Origin of the sequence: Mesobaculum littorinae (genome assembly GCF_004011175.1) — a bacterium.
GTDB lineage: Bacteria > Pseudomonadota > Alphaproteobacteria > Rhodobacterales > Rhodobacteraceae > Tranquillimonas > Tranquillimonas littorinae.
Genome location: NZ_RQXX01000011.1, coordinates 1 through 17990 on the forward strand (window position 1 = coordinate 1; position 17990 = coordinate 17990).

Here is a 17990-nt window from a genome sequence, read left to right on the forward strand (position 1 = left end):
CGTTGAAGACCCAGTCCGACAGCTTGACCTCGCACCACAGAAGCCGCCCGTCGAGCCCGTGCTTGCGCCGGATCGAGGCGGTGTCGATCAGCCCGAAGCTGTCGTATTGCTCTTCGCTGCCGGCACGGATGTTGGTGCTGATGCGGGTGCCGGCCAGCCGGTCGATGGCCTCGATCAGCGCGGCGTAGTCCTTGCCCGAGGTCCCGCGGTTGGAAAAGACCAAAAGGTCGCGCGAATTGATCCGCACCCGGGGGGACACCGGCTGGCCGTCCTTCAGCTTGGCCATGATCTGGCTGATGCAGTAGATCAGGATGTCCTTGTCGTAGATCGTCGCCAGGCCTTTGACGCTGGGCGTTATCTCCAGCCAGTTGCCATTGTGCTCGTAGCGTCGGATCGCCGTCTCGGGCTTCTTCGACAGCGAATAGAAGGGATGCTCCATATGCTGCATGACGTCCTTCAGAACGGCATCGGCGACATCGCAGATGAAAAGATCATGCTGCGGGTGCCTGTCGGGCAGAAGCGGGGCAGGAAAGGCCGTCGTCGGGGCCCCATCGTCCGCGGGGCCGGGCGCCGCGCCCCGATCGGTGCTGTCGCGACCTTCGCCGGCGCCCTGGGCCGGGTCGGTGAAGCCGGGTGAAAACAGGTCGGGCGTGGCGGGATCACTCATACACCCATCTTCGGGGTTTCAGTGACCATCTGTCAAGATTCGGGGTTTTAGTGACCGGTGCCTTGGGATTCGGGGTTTTAGTGACCAAGATTCGGGGTTTTAGTGACCGAGATTCGGGGTTTCAGTGACCGAAGCTTTGAGATTGCACTTTGGAATCAAAAGGTTCTGAGGGATTATCCACAGCTTAACACATATCTAACACCTATTTAACACCCGAAGCCTGGCATCCAGCCCGCTTACAAGGCGGATCTGGCAGCTGAACGTGCCTGGAAAGACAGCGCTCTGCCATCCTGCGGTGCCTTGACCCCAACCTCTGGCGCTGGTTCTCGCGGTGCGAAATGCGGGGCAGGGGGCGTTGCACCGCGAGGCCGAGGCAGGGACCGGGGCACCCGCATGTCTGCTTACGATCCTTGCCCATGACGCGGGCCGTAAGCCCAGGGCAGACCCGGCAGGTCCGCCCCGCTACACGCGGTTCAGAAACCGGCGGCGGCCAACTGCGGTGCATCGCCCGGCACCGCGCAGGCGTGGTCGGTCGAGGCAAAGTCCGTGTCCGTCCCCGTCATCAGGCCGGTCCAGGGCGCAAAGCTCATGCAGCCGACCCGGGCCTCGGCGCTCTGTTCCGGGGTGGTCCGGCCCGACCAGCCGGCGATCGAGGCATCGGCCGCCCAGAGATTGGCAAAGAGCATGCCCGGCATCTTGGGCAGCGGCCCGTCGGCTTCGGTGATTTCGAGGATCAGCCGGCCGTCGGCGTACCAACGGATCCGGTCGGGCAGCCAGTCGAAGGCGTAAAGCCGCGGCGCATCGGCGGCATCGAAGCCCAGCGGCACGGTACGCGCCCGCAGTTCGCCGTCGACGAACCAGGCGGCATGCATCGACCGCGTGTCCTTGCCTAGGAACTCGATGTCGATCTCGTCGTGGCGGCTGCCATAGGTGGGACCGGTATAGGTGAAGAAGCCTGTGATCAGGCCATCCCCCGCGGCGGGCTGGATCACCGCGCTGTAGCGCCCCCAATGGGTGGGTGTCTTGCGCCGGATCGAGCCGCCGACGAAGCCGTTCGCCTTGCCCTCTTGCGGCTCCAGCCGCAGCGACAGTCCGTCGTCGGCGACGGCATGATCGGCGCGCCAGTCGGTGTCGAACATCGGGTGATCGAAGGCATACTCGGCCTTCTGCCAGCCCGCGCGCAGGGCGGGGTCGCTGGCCCGGAAGTCTTCGCGGAACCCCGTGCCGGTGGCGGTCAGGCCCGTTTCGAGACCCGCCTTGAGACCCGCGTCCAGGCTGGCATCCGCGCCGGCTTCTGCGTCGAGATCATGCGACATCGCGGCAAATGCAGAGAAAATCAGAGCCATTACCAGAACGAAAAGTCGCATGTTCAGCCTCGTGCGTTACGGTTTGTTCATTTTCTGCCGTAACCGCAGGCCGCGATGCTCGCGAGGTTTATCGAATCATAAGGTTAAATGGGAAAATCCGGCTCTCGGGACGTCCCAAATGGGTATACCCCTGCGCGACAGGGGTTTGTGACGTGCAAATTCGTCTCAAATGGGTGGTAAAGTCCCGACTGTGACAGTATCCCTCGCGCAGCCACCCAAATGTGACAGCCCGGCCTGTCCGAAGGAGTCTCGATGTCGCGAATCGGATATGCCCGTGTCAGTTCGGCCAGCCAGGACCTGGGCGTGCAGACCGCGGCGCTGCGACAGGCCGGCTGCGACGTGATCCGGTCCGAGACCGGATCGGGGGCCAGCCGGGCCCATCGCGGCGAACTGGCGACGATCCTCGACTTCCTGCGCGCCGGCGACGAGCTGGTGGTGCATCGGCTGGACCGGCTGGGGCGGTCGACCCGCGACGTGTTGAACCTGGTCCACGAGCTCGAGGCGAAGGGCGCCGCGCTGCGGGTGCTCGAACCCGAGGTCTCGACCTCGGGCGAAATGGGGCGGATGGTGCTGACCGTGCTTGGCATGGTCGCCGACATGGAGCTGAAGTTCATCCGCGACCGCCAGCGCGCCGGGATCGACGCCGCGCGGGCGCGCGGGGTCTATACAGGCCGGCGGCCGAAGACGGACGTGGCCGAGATCCGGCGGCTGGCCGCGGCGGGCCGACCGAAGGCGCAAATCGCGCGCGATCTCAAGGTGTCGCGGATGACGGTCTACCGCGCGCTGGCAGGGGTGGGGGCAGGGGCCGGAAAGGCCGGAACGCCCATCCCGGAAAAGCCTGTCCCGGAAAAGGCGGCCCGGGAAACCGCCACCGGAGAGAGCTGAGGCTCAGAGCTCCTGGTTGGCGGCCCAGCTGCGGCAGAAGCTCAGGAAATGCGGGGCAGGGTGGTCGGGCACCAGCGCCTTGTCCTGGCACCACAGCCGCCATTCCTGTTCCAGCGCATGCACGTCCCAGCCCGGCGCCAGCCGCCGCGCCTCGGCATGGGTGTCGGCGGGCAGGGGCGGCAGCGCCCTTGCGGCGGGTCCGGCAAGAAGGCCCGCGCCGGGGGCCTGCGGGCGCAGGCCGCGGCGGTTGCGGACCACCACCTTGTCGCCACCGTCGCGCGCGGGCTCCAGCGTGACGGCGTAGTCGGGGATGTGGCCGTGCCGGGCATCCTGCGCCACGATGGCGCGGACCAGCCGGCGGAACTCCTTGGGCGTCGAGGTCGAGCCGCATTTCTCCTTCAGCCGCGCCAGCCCGATCTCCCACTGCCGCTGATGTCCGCAATGCTTGCGCGCCAGTTCGTAGATCCGCCGCTCCAGGGGCTTGCGCAGGCGGAAATAGTCGCGGCTGAGCGTCAGCACCTCGCGGGCCTCGATGGCGTTGAAGACCCAGTCCGACAGCACGATCTCGATCTCCTGCATCCGCCCCTCGCGGGTTTCGCGGACCACGCGGGCGCGTTCGATCAGGCCGAAGACGTCGAACTGCTCGGTTCCGCCGGTCTTGATGTTGGTGCTGATCGTGGTGCCCCGCAGCCGTTCGAGCGAGGCCTTGAGCCCGGAATAGGCCTGCCCGTTGATCATCCGGTTGGTGGCGACCAGCAGGTCATGCGCCTTCAGCCGCAGCGTGCGGGTGACCGGCCGGCCGTCGTTCAGCGCCGCGATCACCTGGCTGATGCAGTAGATCAGCACGTCGCGGTCGTGGACCGTGGCCAGCCCCTTCATCGAGGGCGTGATCTCGACGAAGCAGTCGCCCTGTTCGTAGCGGCGCAGCCGCCGGTCGGGTTTCGTGGACAGCGAGAAGATCGGGTATTCCATCGAGGCCATGTCGGCCTTGGCCACCGCGTCGAAGACGTCGCAGACGAAGAAATCGGCCATCGCGTGGCGGTCGGGAAGAAGGGGGGATCTGTCCAAGGGGCCGGGCCTCGCCTGCGTTTCGATATTTCACCCACCCTCGACGAGTTTCGATACTTCACCCACTTCCGTCAACCCGGAGGGGAGCAGCGGCTTCGATACTTCACCCACCGGATTTCGATATTTCACCCACCCATCTTCGATATTTCACCCACCACCTCGAATGGTAAGCCTCGGAACAAGATCGGGAAATTCGCGGGTTCTCCGAGCGTAACAGATTCTAACACACTTCTAACTCAAGGGCGCAGAGCGATCAGGACCTCGCAGCGGGGCGCTCCGGGCGCCGAAAACCCCGAATCGCCCGCGGATACGCTCAGGACGACGTCGGGGAAAGGCTTGCCGGAAGGGAGGCGAGGAGCCCCGACCAGCCGTTCCGGACCCGGCCGGAGAGAGCCATGAGACTGCGCCCCGCGGCCTTGTGCAGCGTCGTGTCCTCCAGGGCCACCGAGACCGAAACGGCGCTGGAGAGGGTGTCGAGCCCGGCCGCAAGCGGCTGGTCGCGCAGGCGGGCCGAGCTGTCGGGATCGGGGGTGATGGTCAGGACCGCATGTGCCGCATCCGCGGGCCGCAGGGTCCCGGTCAGCCGGCCGCTCAAGCGCAGCGGGGCCGTGAACTCCTCTTCGATCCCTGGCCCGCCATGCCCGGTGCCGTATCTTGCGCCGGCCCCGTCCAGGGTAATGCGGATCATGGCGCCGGGCCGCAGCCTGTGCGCAAGCTCGATCGGAACCTCGGCGCGGACGAGATAGGCGGCGGGGCCGCCCGGGCGCAGCTCCAGGATCGGGCCGGGGTCGTCCAGGGTCGTGCCGGCGGGCACCTGCCGCACGCGCACCACCTCGCCGCCCTCGGGCAGGCTCAGGCGCGGCGCGTCGTGGTGGCGGACCAGCCGGGTCTCGGCCTCGGTGGCGGCGGCGATGCGGTCGCTCAGCGCGGCGATGCGGTCCAGCCGGGCGCGACGCCGGGCGTGGTCGGCGGCCCGCGCGGCAAGTTCGAGGTCGGCGCGGCGCTTTTCCAGCCGGGTGCGTTCGCCGGCCAGCGCCACGGCGCGCGCCGCCAGCGCCCGCCGCTCGGCCAGCCCCTCGGGCGGGTCCTGCATCAACAGCCGCCGCCCTGTTTCAAGCAGCGCAAGCTCGTCGCGCAGGGCGGCCTCGGCCGCGGCGACGCGGTCGGCCTCGTGCAGGGCGGTCTCGGACTCCAGCGCGCAATCCTCGCGCACGCGGTCGAGCCCGGCCAGGGTTTCGGGGTCCGGCGGCGCCTCGGGGCCGAGGCCGGGCAGGTCTTCGAGGGACTGCCCCTCAGCCCCGCGCCCGGCCCCACGACCGACCCCGCCCCCGGCCAGCAGGCAGGCGCGCAGCGCCATGTCGAACAGCCGCTCGCGGCGCAGCACGGCCAGTTGCCGGGCCAGTTCCGGGCGGTCGAGCACGGCCAGCGTCTGGCCCGCCGCGACGCGGTCGCCACGGGCCACGGTGATCGCGCCCAGCGGAACCCCGGCGGGCAGGTCGAGCGTCAGCGGCGCGGCCGCGGCGACAAGCCGGCCGGGATAGCTTTGCCGCGCCGGGACCGCCACGTCGCGCAGCGCGACATGCGTGCCGCCCGCCAGCAGGACGAGCCCGGACAGCGCCGCGGCAAACCACAGCGCGCCGCCGGCGCCGCGGCGGGCGCGGGGGCAGTGGCGGAACCCTCTGGGCATGTGCCGGCCCATCGATCAGCCGCCCCGTCCGAGACGCGGGTCGTAGGTGTCGAGCCGCGCGGTCAGCACCCGGCGATCGGCCTCGACCCCGGCGTCGAGCGTGGCGGCATAGCGCACCACCTGCGCCAGGGGCGGCAGGTGTTCGATCCCGGCAGCCTCGGCCGCCTGCCGGCGGGCCTGTTCCAGCTTGCCCGAGGACAGCGCCGGATCGGCATCGATCATCCGCAGCAGGCAGTGCCCCGTGAAGTGCTTGAACTCGAACCGCAGGGATTGCGCGCTGCCCGGTGCGGCGGTCTGGCAGGAAAAGGCCAGCATCTCGGCGGCAAGCTGCATCGCGTTGCGCCGGTTGCCGTCGTCGCCCGGGCGGCGGAACCGCCCCTGCACCCAGCGCAGCAGGTTATCCTCGCTTTCCAGCGTGCGGGCGGCGGTGAAGCCGGCCCAGCCGGCCGTCTCCTTGGCGCGGATCGCGGTCGCGTCACCGTAGTCGACGGCGCGGCCGTCCTGCATCACCAGAAGCTTGTCGCAGGCCTCGAGCAGGGGGCGGGCGTCGGTGGCCATGACCACGACGCGGCCCATCCGGCATTCCTGCCGCAGGCGGGCCAGGACGGCGTCAAGCCGGTCGGTGCCCAACCCGTCCTCGGGCCGGTCGATCAGGTAGAGGTCGGGGCCGAGCAGCAGGGCGCGGGCGATCGACAGCGCCTTTTGCTGCGCAGCGGGCAAAAGCCTTGCGTCGGGGGCGTCGCAGATCCGCGCCGCGTCCTCGTCCGAGAACAGCATCCGTTCCAGGATCTGCCGCCCCCGGTCGCGGGCCGGTCCGCCGTGAAAGCAGGTCAGGTTGCAGGCGCCCGAGGCCGGCAGCATCAGCGGCTCGGGCGGCAGGTAGGCCGCGGGCACGCCGCCCGTTTCGGCCGAGCGGTGCCAGGGATCGGCGCCGTTGATCCGCACCTGCCCGCGCAGCTCCAGCCCGGCCAGGTCGTAGGGCGCGCCGAGGGCCCGCAGCAGCAGCGTCTTGCCGGCGCCGCTGGGGCCGGTGAGGCCGATGATCGTGCCCGGCTCGGCGGCAAAGGCGACCTCGGACAGAAGCGCCGGCGCATCGGGACGGCCGACGGTCAGCCCGGCGACGACAAGCCCCGGCCGGGTGTCGCCGGACCCGTCTCCGTCAGGGCCGGACTGACCCAGCGACACGACCTCGCGGGCAAGGCCCGCGCCCTCGGCATCGGGGCGACTGCGGGCCAGAAGGTAGCTCGCCAGCCCGCCGCCGGCCCAGAAGCTGATCAGTGCCACCCCCGGCACCGCCGCCGTGGTCAGGTGCCCGACCCCGGCCAGGTAGCTGGCCGCGGCCAGCGCCACTAGGGCCGACAGCCATTGCAGCGCGCGGGCCAGCGGTGCCTCCATCGCGTGGGCGTCGGGCGCGGTTCCGGCCAGCCGCAGCCCCGCCGCATCGCGGCCCGCCAGCAGCGCCACGGCCTCGGCCGGGGTGATGTCCCACAGCGGTTCGGTGCTGCCCTGCCGTGCCAGCCGCCGCGCGGCCGCCGTGGCGCCCGCCCCGGCCACCGCGACGCCCAGGCACAGAAGCGGGTGCAGCACCGCCAGCACGCCGCCCGCCAGCAGTGCCAGCCCCGCCTCGGCCCGGCGCGTCTGCGCCCGGCGCAGCGCCCGGTAGCCCGCCAGCGCCCGGGTATGGGCGTAGTCCAGCATCAGGCTGCCCAGCACCGGCACCAGCCCCACCGCCGCCAGCAGCGGCGCCAGCAGCGTCTGGCCCTCTTCCGCGACCAGCGCCTGGAAGAAGACCGCCAGAAGGCCCAGCGACAGAAGGCACAGCCCCGCCCCCGCCGTGAAGGCCGAGGACAGCACCCCGGCCCAGGCCGGCAGCGCCCGCGCCGCCATCTCGAGGGGCGGGGCGACCGCGGCAGGCATGCCCGGCCCGGCTTCGGGGCCCGCTGCCGGGGCGCCATCTGTCGTCTTGTCGGCCAGTCGTTCGGCCATTCGTTCGGGGACCCGAACCGTGGCCCGAACGGGGGCCTGCAGCCCAGCCTCCATCCCCGCGTCCGGGCCGGGAACGGCATCCGGGGACGGCTCGGACGGGGACAGATCGGGCGTCATCTGGTGCGATTGCAGCATCTCGGGATCCCGGGTTTTTCGGCAGGGCAAAACGAGGGTCAGGGATAGGGCAGGACGCTTAAGAAAGACTTTTGAGATAACTGGACTTTTCCAAAAGTCGTAATTGGTACCGCTTTCCGATTCTCGGTTTCTTAAGCCTGATTTGCTTAGGTTGCGCCGTAACCATGATGCCCGGGCGCAAATCCCGGGCGCCTTTTCACCGCCAGGCCCCCGCGGGGGAGGTTTGTTTTCCCGCCTTCGTTTCTCTGCTTTCGTTTTTCCGCCTTCGACCGTTTCCAGCGAGGTGACGCAGCCGATGAGCCCGCGTTCAGATCATCCCCGCCCCGAAAAGGGCCACGACGGCATGTCCCGATCGGGATCACGCCCCGGCGCGCAATCCGGAGTGCGGGGCGACCGCCGTTCAGCCCGGTTCGGCCTGGGCGCGCTGGCCGGGGCGGTGCTGGGCCTTTCGGTGCTGGCGGCGACGGTGGGGACGGGCGCGCGGGCGGTGTTCCTGCGCCAGCCCGAGACGGCGGTGCCGATCGTGGCGGGGGGCGACCTGGACGACCTGCCGGCGCTGATGCGAGGCAACCTGCCCAGCGTCACCACGAGCATGGTTCGCGACGAGCCGCGCCGGAACAAGCCGCCGCGGATGTGCGAAATGGCGCCGGATCACTACGACCGGCAGGAGACCATGGCCGAACGCGCCCCGGGCTATACCCGGCGCAACGAATACGTCCGCCGCTACAGCGCAAGGCGCGGCTTTCTCGACGAACGCGAGATGCGCGCCGCCAAGATCGCGTGGCACTATTTCGACACCTACACGCAGGAAGAGACGGGGCTGGCCAATTCGGTGGGCAGCTACCCCTCGACCACGCTGTGGGACACCGCCTCGTACATGAGCGGGCTCGTCGCGGCCTACGAGCTGTGCCTGATCGAGAAACCCGAATTCGACCGCCGGGCGATGCGGCTTCTGACCACGCTGAAAGGGCTCGACCTGTTCCGCAAGGAACTGCCCAACAAGGTGTATCACACCAGGACCGGGGAAAAGGTGAACTATGCCAACAAGCCCGGCGAAATCGGCTTTTCCGCCCTCGATATCGGCCGCTTCATGATCTGGCTGCGGATCATGAAGAACCGCTATCCCTACCTGGGCAACAGCATCGACGCGATCCTGCTGAAATGGGATTTCTCGAACGTCATCGACGACGAGGGGCTGATGCGTGGCGCCTATGTCAACAAGAAGACGGGCGAGACGGTCTATGCCCAGGAGGGCCGGCTGGGCTACGAGGAATACGCCGCCAAGGGCTTTGCGCTCTGGGGCTTCAAGCCCGTGCTCGCCCACCGGGCCGAGCCCTTCCTGACCGCGTCGATGTTCGGGGTCGCGGTGCCTTATGACGGGCGCGACCCGCGGGTCTTCAGCTCGCAGAACTACGTGGTGACGGAATCCTACCTGCAGGACGGGCTGGAGCTGGGCTTCGACCTGCCGCACGACGACAGCACGCCCGCGTGGCTGCATTCCGACGGCTGGCGCGCCGAGTTCGCCGACCGCATCTATGCCGTGCAAGAGGCGCGCTGGCGCCAGACCGGCTTCATGACCGCGCGGTCCGAACACAACGTGAAGGGCTCGCCCTACTTCGTCTACGACAGCATCTTCTCGGACGGTTACCCCTGGAACACCGTCACCCCGCGCGGCGACTATTCGCCCAAGCACGCCGCCGTCGCCGCCAAGGCCGCGCTGGGGATGTGGTCGCTGTGGGACACCGATTACACCGACGTGCTCTTCGACGCGATGATCGAGCTCTACGACCCCGAGCGCGGCATGTACGAAGGGCTCTACGAAGGCGGCGAGGGCCGGGTCGAGGTCGTGACCGCCAACAACAACGGGATCATCCTGGCGGCCCTCCTGCACAAGGTGCAGGGCCCGATCCTGACGCCCTACACCGGCGAAACCGAGGTCTGGTACACCGCCTACCGCGACCAGAACATCCGAGAAAAGCGCAATTATCCCGATCCGCCGAGGGAAGAGGACTGGCTGCCCGCCCTCCGCCACTCGGTCCAGAGCGAGGCAGACTACTGATGAGACAGCTCACCTTTTCCGGCCTCGCCGCGCTGACGCTCGGGGCGGCCGTTCCCGCGATCACCGCCGTCCAGGCGGCCGCCCAGACGGCTGTGCAGGCGCCGATGCAGACGCCGGTGCAGGCGGGTGGCCAGACGGCGATGCAGACCGCCCCCGGGTCCCGGGGCGCGCCGCAGACCGCGACCGGTCCGCAGGCGGACGCGTTCTCGTCGGACAATGCGGTGCTCGACACCTCGATCCCCTTCGCGATCGGCGCGCGCGAGGCCCGGCAGGAGCTGCGCGGCGCCTTCGGCTGGCCGACCTTCCAGGAGGGGCTGGTGGGCGGGGTCTATTTCCGCTTCGATCCCGACGGATACGCCCGCTTCGCGCCGACGCCCCGGCTCGACACCGACATCTTCGAGGTGATCTGCCGGCCGCGCACGTTGTCCTGCATGGGCCGCAAGGACGGGCTGTCGCTGTTTCTCAACACCCGCGGCCAGTTCGAGCTGCAGCTCGAGGAAGTGATCGAGGGCGACACCCTGCACATGGCCGAGGGTGTCAGCGAAATCCAGTTGCCCGAGCAGGTGCTGATGCCGCTGACCGCCCAGCTTGAAACCCTGCTGAGCTCGGGCGGCGAGCTGGTGCACCGCCGCGACGGCGAAGAGCAGGCGCGGATTTCGCTGACCGGGTTCGGGGCGGTCGCGGCCTATTTGCGCTGGGTCGCGGCCCGGCAGGATTACACCGTGCTGCCGCGCGACTGGCCGGTGCCCAACGCGGTGGATCTGACCGAGGGCGGGCGGCTGACCCAGCCGCAGGCCTGGGCCTCGCCCATGCCGCAGCCGCAGGCCCGCCCGATGCTGCCGGCGGGCGGCGCCCTTCCGGCATCGGGCCCCGATACCGCCACCGAGGTGGCCGAGGTGCGGGGCGAGCTGAACCTGCTGCGCGAGATTCTGTTGCAGCGGACCGGGGCGGCCGGAGCGACCGGGGCGGGCGGTACGGACGATGGCGCCGGGGGCGTTGCGGGTCCTGCGGCCCCGGACGAAAACATGACGCGGCTCGAGGCGCGGGTGATGCAGTTGCAGCGCCAGATCGACCTTGCGCGGATGGACGAGATCGGCCTGCCGGACACCGCGCCCGCGATCGCGTCCCCCGGTGCGGCGGCGCCGGGTACCGATGCGGACACCGATACCGCCGGCGGGCAGGATGTCGGGCAGGATGGCGGCTGGGCCGAGAGGCCGGGACAGAGCGCGGAGGATGGCCCGGGCGGCAGCGCGGGTGACGTTGCCGGTGACGGCGCGGGTGATAGTGCGGGCGGCTCGGAACAGGCACGCCTGGCGCGGCAGCTGAGCTATCTCATGACCGAGATCGGCCTCGATCCGCAGACGGCGGTGATGCTGCTGCAGATGCGCCAGGGCGGCACGCCGGGTGCCGCTGCCGGATCCGCCGGGGACGAGGCCGGGCAGGTCGGTCAGGACGTTGCGGGACTGCTGGGGACGCTGGGGGTCACGCCGCCGCTGGCCCCGCCCGCCGTTCCCACCGCCTCCCTTCCGGCCGCCCCGCCCTCCGCGGCGCCCCTCCCCGCCGCCCCTGTTGCCGGCGGGACCCCGCCTGCGTCACCTCTGCCTGCCGCGCGGGCCGAGGTGACGCAGGACGAGTTCCGCCTGCTGACCGACTACTTCCGCTCGGTCTTTGCCGCCCCGTCGGTCCCGGCAGCGCCGGCCCCCGCTGCGGTGCCTGTTCCGGTGGCGCCGTCTGCAGGTGTCGTGTCCGCCGCCCCCGGGGACATCGTGGGGCGAACGGCCTCCGGGATCCTGTCGGCTTCTCCGCAAATGCCGTGATCCTGCCCGTCTCCGGCCGCGGCCGGGGCGCGGGCGCCGGGCAGTCTTCCCCTGAAGGAGGAGTGTCATGCGCCCGCACATCAACATCCCCCGCGGAGGGCCCGCCCTCCGGTCCGTCATCACGTCTGTCGTCCGGGCCACTACCCGGGCCGCTCTCGGGCATGTCGCCGCGCCGCCCGGTACGGTGCGCGGCCTGCGGGCCCGGGCAGAGGTCTGGGCGGACATAGGGGCGCAAGTCCGGGCAGGGCGGTCGCCGCATCTTCGGCGGCTGGCCGAGAAAGCCCTGCCCCGGGACGCGCCGGGCGCGAACCCTTTTCTAGGCGCGACAGCAGGCCCCGCGGCACACCCCATGTCCCGCCCCGGAACAGGGCGGGCCACGAGGACGCGCGCGATCGCTGCGATCGGCGCCCTGGGCCTTGTCCTGGGGCTGGGGGCGGGGATCGCCCCGTTGCGGGGGGCCACGCCTTACGGCACCGACATCCGGCCCGAGATCACCGCCGACGGCGCGGCGCGTTTCGTGGCGGTCGCGGCCGGGCGGTATCACACTGCCTGGACGGTCAGTTGCCGGGTGCCGCTGCGGGGCTGCATGGCCCGGGGGCAAGAGGTCGTCCTGCGCCTCGACGCGCACGGGGCGGCCCGGCTTCTGGCCGCCGTGGCCCCGGGAGCACGGCTGTCGCTGGAGGGGGCGGGGCCCCGGCGCGACCTGGCCGGCCTGTTCGCGCAACCGCTGAGCGGGGCGCTGGTGCGGCGGCTGTCGCTCCCCCGTGCGCGGCTGGTGATCGAGGAGCCGGGACACCCGGCGCGCAGCCTGTCCCTGGCGGGGCTGTCCGAGGCCGTAGACTACTTGGGCTGGCTCGCGACATACGAGGCGCGCAGCACCCGCGACGCCCGCCTCTGGCCCGGCATTGCCCGGGCCGCTGCGCGACAAGGCTGACGCCGGTCGCGCTGGTGCCGGGGATGCTGCCCGGAAGTGCTTGGCCCGCCGTGCTTGACCTGAAGTGCTGCGCCTGCCGTGCTAACTCGCCGCGCCCCCCGTCGTGCCCGTCCGAAAGGGCTGCCGGACGCCTTGGCCCGAAGGGTGTGGTCGCGACAGCCTGTACACCGGCCCATTCCCGGTCAGAGCTGCTGTGAGGCGCAGGGTCCGTGGTGTGAGAGTCGTGATGGGAAAAGCCCTGATAGCGGCGCGATCCCGATCGTCCGGCCTGGGGTCGCGGTGGCTGCCCGTTGCTGCCCGGAGGGCCACGGGCGCACGCACCTCAGCGGCAGCGGCGCGCGTAGATCGTCACCCGGCGGTTCTCGGGCGCGCTTGCGGGCCGCCCTGCCAGAGGTCGGGCATCGCCAACGCCGGCCACCTCGACCACGCGGGCGGGGTTGGCCAGGATAGCCCGCAGGGCCGTGGCCACGGCCTCGGCACGGTCGCGCGACAGCGTCATGTTGTCCGCCGGGTCGTCGTTCGGGCCGCGATTGGCATGACCCACCAGCCGCAGGCAGCCATCGCGCAGGGGCGTCGTTTCGAGCACCCGCGCCAGAAAGGCGATCCGCGTCTGCAGGTCCGTCCCGAGCGTGGCACTGCCGGTCGAGAAGATCAGGTTGTTCTGCAGCAGCTCTGCCGACATTCCGGCATGACGGAGCGGGGGCCGCGCGCGCGGCGGCGCCGCGGTCGCGGCCCCCGCGACCGGCGTCACCGAAACCGCGGGGACGCCGGCCGGACCACCGGGCGCGGCCTGCGACGCATTTTCCGCCCCGATGCCCGTCCTGATGTCCGCCCCGATGCCCGTCCTGATGTCCGCCCCGATGCCCGTCCTGATGTCCGCCCCGATGCCCGTTCTGACGTTCGTCCCCACGTCCGCCAAGACACGGGCCCCGCCATCTGCGCCGCCATCTCCCCCGTCACCGGCCCCGCGTTCCGTGTCGCCTTCGGTCCCGTCCAGCACCGCCCGGCAGGAGTCGTGCGCCACGCTGTAGGCCTGCCACAGCGCCGCGCAATCGCGCGCCGACAGCGCCGGCGCCGCAGGCTCGGCCATCGCCGGAAGCGACGACAGGAGAAGGGCGATGCAGGAGATGCGAAATGACGGCATTGCGGTATCCTTTCCCCGCTTGGATACCGCGCGGGAAATAAGATGCGTTTAACGCACGGCGAAATGTGGTGCGGGCCGGGACTCTCTTGATCCGGTAAAAAGGATCTCCTGCACGACGGCCGCGTCAATTCTATTAGAATGCAATTATGCCAAATAAATTTTATCAAAATCCAACAAGGCTGGAATAGGATCGCGGGGCGCCGGTTCAACAAAAATTATCCCTCCCGCGGCAATGATTATTCCCGAAGCCGGGAATGCCGATACGAGGGGCGGGGGTATGGCGCAATCGGAACGTTTCGTATGGCTCGACGCGCTGCGGCTGATCGCGGGGGTGTCGATGATCGGCCTGCACGCCACGGCCGATGCCATGGGCCGCCCCTTTGCCGACGCCGCCGTGTCCGAGCGTGTCGCGCCGATGCTGCTGCGCGCGGTGATCTACGTCGCGCGGACCGAGCTTTTCATCATCATCGCGCTGTTCTTGCTGCTGATGGGGCTGGACCGGCGGCCGCGGAGCTATGGCCGGGTGGTGGCCGAGCAGGCGCGCCGGCTGCTTGTCCCCTTCCTGTTCTGGACGCTGTTCTACGCGCTCTACAACCTGCTCAAGGCCGATGCCTTCGGCTATGGCGACGCCCTGCGCGCGCAGCTGGCCGACCCCGCCGCCTGGGCGCGCTGGCTGCTTCTGGGGGGTGTGAAGTACCATATGCACTTCATCCCGACGCTGTTCCTGCTGGTGCTGGCCTATCCGCTCTACCGCCTTGCCGTGGTCCATCCCGCCCTGGGGCTGGCGGTGCTGGGCACGCTGGCGCTGAAACGCGAGCTGGATCTCTTCGTCTATTCGACCTTCTGGGGGACCGAGGCGCTGCCGTGGATCGTGCGCGGCGTGAAGGGGCTGACCTACGTGGGCTACGGCATGGCCGCGGGCGCCTTCCTGGGCCTTTGGCGCCGGAGCGCGGCGGGAAGCGCGCCCGGAAGCGTCCGCGGAGAGGCCCCCGATGCGCCGGTCGATCCGGTGCGCGCGGCGCGCGCCCGCGAGGTCTGGCTGCCGCTGCTGCTGTTCGCCGGGGCGGCGCTGTTCCTGGCCAAGCTTGCGGCGACCTGGCTGACGGTGACGCGGGGGGAATGGCCGCACGGCTTCGCGGTGGGCTACTGGGCCGACTACCTGATGCCCGTGGTGCTTTTCGCGGTCTGCCTTTGCCTCGCCGGGCGGCGCTGGCCCAAGGCGATCAGCCGCATGGCGCCCTACGCCTTCGGCATCTACCTCTGCCACCCGATCTTTCTCGACCTGGCCGAGATCGTGCTGTTCCGTGCCCCGGAACTTGCGCCCAGCCCGATCGGGCAGGTCGGCGTGAAGATCACGCTGGCGCTGGCGGGAACCTCGGGGCTGGTCTGGTTACTGGGGCGCTGCCCGCCGCTGGCCTGGACCATCGGGCTGGGGCCGTTGCCCGGGCTCCGGCGGCGGTCGGCCTCCCCGAATTTGAAGGGCCCAAGTCGGGAAGGCCCGAGTTTGGCCCCCCCGAATGCGCCCGCGCCCGGCGCGCCCCTCCCGGCCTCCGCGCGCCTGGCCTGACCGCCACGCGCCTGCCCCAAGATCCGCGTCCCTTTCCTGCCATCCGGAGTATGCCCGATGCTGTTCACGGTCGATGACATCTCGCCGCGCCTGATGCGTTTGCGCCTGAGCGGCGGCGTCCTGCGCATGAGTGCCTTTGCCTCCCTGGCCCGGACACTCGATGCCGCCCTGTCACGCGGCATCGCGGCGGCGATCCTGGACCTGGCCGCGGTGACAGGCTGCACCGCCGCGGGCAGCGCCGCGCTGGTCGAGCTTTACGCGACCTACGGCGACCGGCTGCGGCTGGCCTTCTGCGGGCTCGACGCCGGGGCGCGGGGGCACCTGCGCCGGGCCGGGCTGGACGAGACGCTGCCGCTTTATGCCCGCGTCGACCTGGCGCTGGCCGATCCGGCGTTCCGGGGGCTGCGCCTGGCCGGGCGCCGGGCGGTGGTGCTGTGCGGCGGGGCGGGGGCGGTGCCCATGGGCGACGTCCTGGGCCGCCCGGTGCTGGGGCACCTTCTGCGCCACCTGGCGGGCTTCGGGATCTCCGACGTGCTGATCGATGCCGCCGATCCCTCGGGCGATCCCGAGGGGCGGCTGCCGGGGTGGCTGCCGCACCGGCCCGATCCCGCGCCGGCGGTGTTTCTGTGCGAGGCGGCGCCTGCCGCGGACGCGGCGCCGGGCAGTCTTGCGGCGCTGGCGCGGATCGCCCGCCGCCACGCCGCCTTCGCGGGCGACACCTTCGTGCTGCGCCCCGATGCGCTAAGCGACATCGACCTGGGCGCGATGGCGGCCTGGCACCGCCGCCAGAACGCCGCCGTCACCCTGGCCGCCCTGCGCGTGCCGGACCAACCCGGGGCGGCCGGAGGCCTGCCGCTTGCCATCGACGCCGCCGGCCGCGTCACCGCGATCGGGACGGGGGCCGGGGCCGGACCAGGTGCGCCGGGGCCGCGCCTGGCCGATGCCGGCATCTACCTGATCCGGGCCGATGTGCTGGAGCGGGTCCTCGGGGGCGACCCGATCGGACCGGGCCTCGCGGGGGACAACGAAGGCGACATCGCCGCGGACCTGATCCCCCGGCTGATCGCGGCCGGGGAAACCGTCGGCGCCTTCCGGGTGCCGTTCCGCTGGCACGCGGTCATGGACGGTCTGGGCCGGCAGGCGGCGGCCACGGCGGCGCTGACAGGCGCCCTGCCGGGCGTGGTCCCCACCGGAGAGCGGGTGCGCCCGGGGCTCTGGATCGCCCCCGGCGCCCGGATCTCGCCGCTGGCCCGGCTGAGCGGACCCTGCCACATCGGCGAGGGCGCGGTGATCGAGGCGGGGGCGGTGCTGCGGGGGCCCTGCGCGGTGGGGGCCGGGGCGGTGATCGGCCGCCGGGCCCGGATCAGCCGCTGCCTGGTCGAGGCCGGGACCCGGGTCGCGGCGGGCAGCCGCGTCGCCGACGCCGTGCTTTCGCCCGAGGCGCGGGCCGCGCTGCCGGTTGCAGCCGATGCCCGGGCTGCGCTGCCCCGCGTGGCCGATCTCCGGCCGAACTCCCCCATTGCGGCCGATCTCCGGCCGACGCCCTCGGTCCGGCGGCATGTCGCCGCCACGCCTGCGGCCGACAGGGTGGTGGTGGCCGTGCCGGGGCCGGCGATGCGCCCTGCGGGCGGTGTCGATCCGGCCGCCAACACCGCGGCCGGCCCGCGGTCGGCGGCAAGCGCCCGGCCCGGGCAGACTGCGCCGGCCGCACAGCGTCGCAGCGCTTGAGGGAGGGCGCGATGCAGGCACGATCCGATCACGCCCCGGCCCGCAGGGGGCCGCTGCTGGTGGCGGTCCTGCTGGCCGCTTCCCTTCTTTGCGCGGTCGCCCTGCCATCGGCGGGGCCGGCCCGGGCGCATGGCCGGGAGGACGGCCGGTTCTGGCTGCTCGAGGAAACCCACCGCAGCGATCCCGCCTGCGCCGGCAAGGCCGACTGCCGCCTGCTGAAGGATTACGACAGCCGCCCCTTTGCCCCCGAAGAGACGGCAACGGTGCGCCAGCTGTTCGACCGCATGGACGCCGCCCCGGCGCCCGATACGCCGCGGGTCTGCGAGGCCGCTCCGGCGCCCGCCCCCAGGTCGGAGACCACGTCCGAGACCACGCCCGCGCCCGGGACCGAGAGCGTGGACGGGGCGCAGCCCGGGACATCCCCCGCCGCGCCTCGCGCCGCGCAGGCCCTTCTGAGGCCCGAAAACCTCGAGGCGCTGACGCTGGCCAAGAAGCCGGCGCCCCTGAAGGGACTGCGCCAGGTCGGGCTGGACCTGGCCGGCATGTCCCCGCCGCCGGGGTTTCCCGACAGCTTCGGGGCCGAGCTTCAGGCCGCCTTCGCCGAAACCCTGGGAACGGCGGGGCTGCAGGTCGTGACGCCCGAGGCCGCCGCGGCGCTGCCCGGCGCCCCGCAACTGGCGATCTATGCCTCCTTCTCGGAACCCGAGGGTCTGTGCGGCTACACCTATTCGGCCTTCGCCTCGCTCAGCCAGACCGCCGTGCTGACCCGCGACCCGGGGGTGAAGGTCCGCGCCGGCGTCTGGTCGATGTCGGTCAAGGGCGCGGGCATGGACCCGCCGCGCCAGGAACGCGCCACCCTGCTCGAGATCGCCGAGGCGTTGGCCGCCGATGTCAAAGCCGCCGCCGGTTCCTAGACACGTAGTTTTCTAGAAAAATAGAAGCCTAG

The 17990-nt window shown here is 71.1% G+C and carries 13 protein-coding genes; 7 read left to right on the plus strand and 6 right to left on the minus strand.

The window, feature by feature from the left end; all coding sequences use genetic code 11:
* Window positions 1-667 (minus strand): replication initiator protein A (locus tag EKE94_RS18020; protein ID WP_206615117.1); only part of this gene is annotated, 667 nt, incomplete at its 3' end.
* A gap of 473 nt (window positions 668-1140) precedes the next feature.
* Complete coding sequence (locus EKE94_RS18025) at window positions 1141-2034, minus strand: family 16 glycosylhydrolase (protein ID WP_127908030.1); 894 nt, start codon at window positions 2032-2034, stop codon at window positions 1141-1143.
* 252 nt (window positions 2035-2286) lie between these two features.
* Here EKE94_RS18025 and EKE94_RS18030 point away from each other — a divergent pair, with 252 nt between their 5' ends.
* Window positions 2287-2919, plus strand: a complete 633-nt coding sequence (locus tag EKE94_RS18030; RefSeq protein ID WP_127908031.1) for a recombinase family protein — start codon at window positions 2287-2289, stop codon at window positions 2917-2919.
* A 3-nt stretch (window positions 2920-2922) separates the two neighbouring features.
* Here the strand turns inward: EKE94_RS18030 and EKE94_RS18035 are convergent, their stop codons facing one another.
* From EKE94_RS18035 to EKE94_RS18045, 3 genes are all read right to left on the minus strand, one after another.
* Window positions 2923-3987 (minus strand): replication initiator protein A, encoded by a 1065-nt coding sequence (locus EKE94_RS18035; protein WP_235856098.1) that lies wholly within the window; start codon window positions 3985-3987, stop codon window positions 2923-2925.
* Between the two features lie 313 nt (window positions 3988-4300).
* On the minus strand, window positions 4301-5674 hold the full coding sequence (locus EKE94_RS18040) for a biotin/lipoyl-binding protein (protein ID WP_164871027.1): 1374 nt from the start codon (window positions 5672-5674) through the stop codon (window positions 4301-4303).
* A 15-nt stretch (window positions 5675-5689) separates the two neighbouring features.
* A complete protein-coding gene (locus tag EKE94_RS18045; protein WP_127908033.1) occupies window positions 5690-7795 on the minus strand; it encodes an ATP-binding cassette domain-containing protein in 2106 nt (701 codons plus the stop codon).
* Between the two features lie 295 nt (window positions 7796-8090).
* On the opposite strand from EKE94_RS18045, the gene EKE94_RS18050 reads away from it, so the two are divergent.
* The 3 genes from EKE94_RS18050 to EKE94_RS18060 all read left to right on the plus strand — a co-directional run bounded on the left by EKE94_RS18050 (window position 8091) and on the right by EKE94_RS18060 (window position 12605).
* Window positions 8091-9854 carry a DUF3131 domain-containing protein gene (locus EKE94_RS18050; protein ID WP_235856099.1) on the plus strand — a complete coding sequence of 588 codons (1764 nt, stop codon included), beginning with the start codon at window positions 8091-8093 and terminating at the stop codon, window positions 9852-9854.
* A complete protein-coding gene (locus EKE94_RS18055; protein ID WP_127908035.1) occupies window positions 9854-11671 on the plus strand; it encodes a hypothetical protein in 1818 nt (605 codons plus the stop codon). The genes EKE94_RS18050 and EKE94_RS18055 overlap by 1 nt, the downstream gene beginning before the upstream one ends.
* Before the next feature lie 349 nt (window positions 11672-12020).
* Window positions 12021-12605 carry a hypothetical protein gene (locus EKE94_RS18060; RefSeq protein WP_127908036.1) on the plus strand — a complete coding sequence of 195 codons (585 nt, stop codon included), beginning with the start codon at window positions 12021-12023 and terminating at the stop codon, window positions 12603-12605.
* A 322-nt stretch (window positions 12606-12927) separates the two neighbouring features.
* On the opposite strand, the gene EKE94_RS18065 is transcribed toward EKE94_RS18060, so the two are convergent.
* Window positions 12928-13749 carry an OmpA family protein gene (locus tag EKE94_RS18065; RefSeq protein WP_127908037.1) on the minus strand — a complete coding sequence of 274 codons (822 nt, stop codon included), beginning with the start codon at window positions 13747-13749 and terminating at the stop codon, window positions 12928-12930.
* 277 nt (window positions 13750-14026) lie between these two features.
* On the opposite strand from EKE94_RS18065, the gene EKE94_RS18070 reads away from it, so the two are divergent.
* The 3 genes from EKE94_RS18070 to EKE94_RS18080 are packed head-to-tail and all read left to right on the plus strand — an operon-like array spanning window position 14027 to window position 17958.
* Window positions 14027-15316, plus strand: coding sequence for an acyltransferase (locus EKE94_RS18070; protein WP_164871029.1), 1290 nt, complete (start codon window positions 14027-14029; stop codon window positions 15314-15316).
* 57 nt (window positions 15317-15373) lie between these two features.
* Window positions 15374-17044, plus strand: coding sequence for an STAS domain-containing protein (locus tag EKE94_RS18075; protein ID WP_127908039.1), 1671 nt, complete (start codon window positions 15374-15376; stop codon window positions 17042-17044).
* 11 nt (window positions 17045-17055) lie between these two features.
* A complete protein-coding gene (locus EKE94_RS18080; protein ID WP_127908040.1) occupies window positions 17056-17958 on the plus strand; it encodes a hypothetical protein in 903 nt (300 codons plus the stop codon).
* Window positions 17959-17990: the final 32 nt, after the last annotated feature.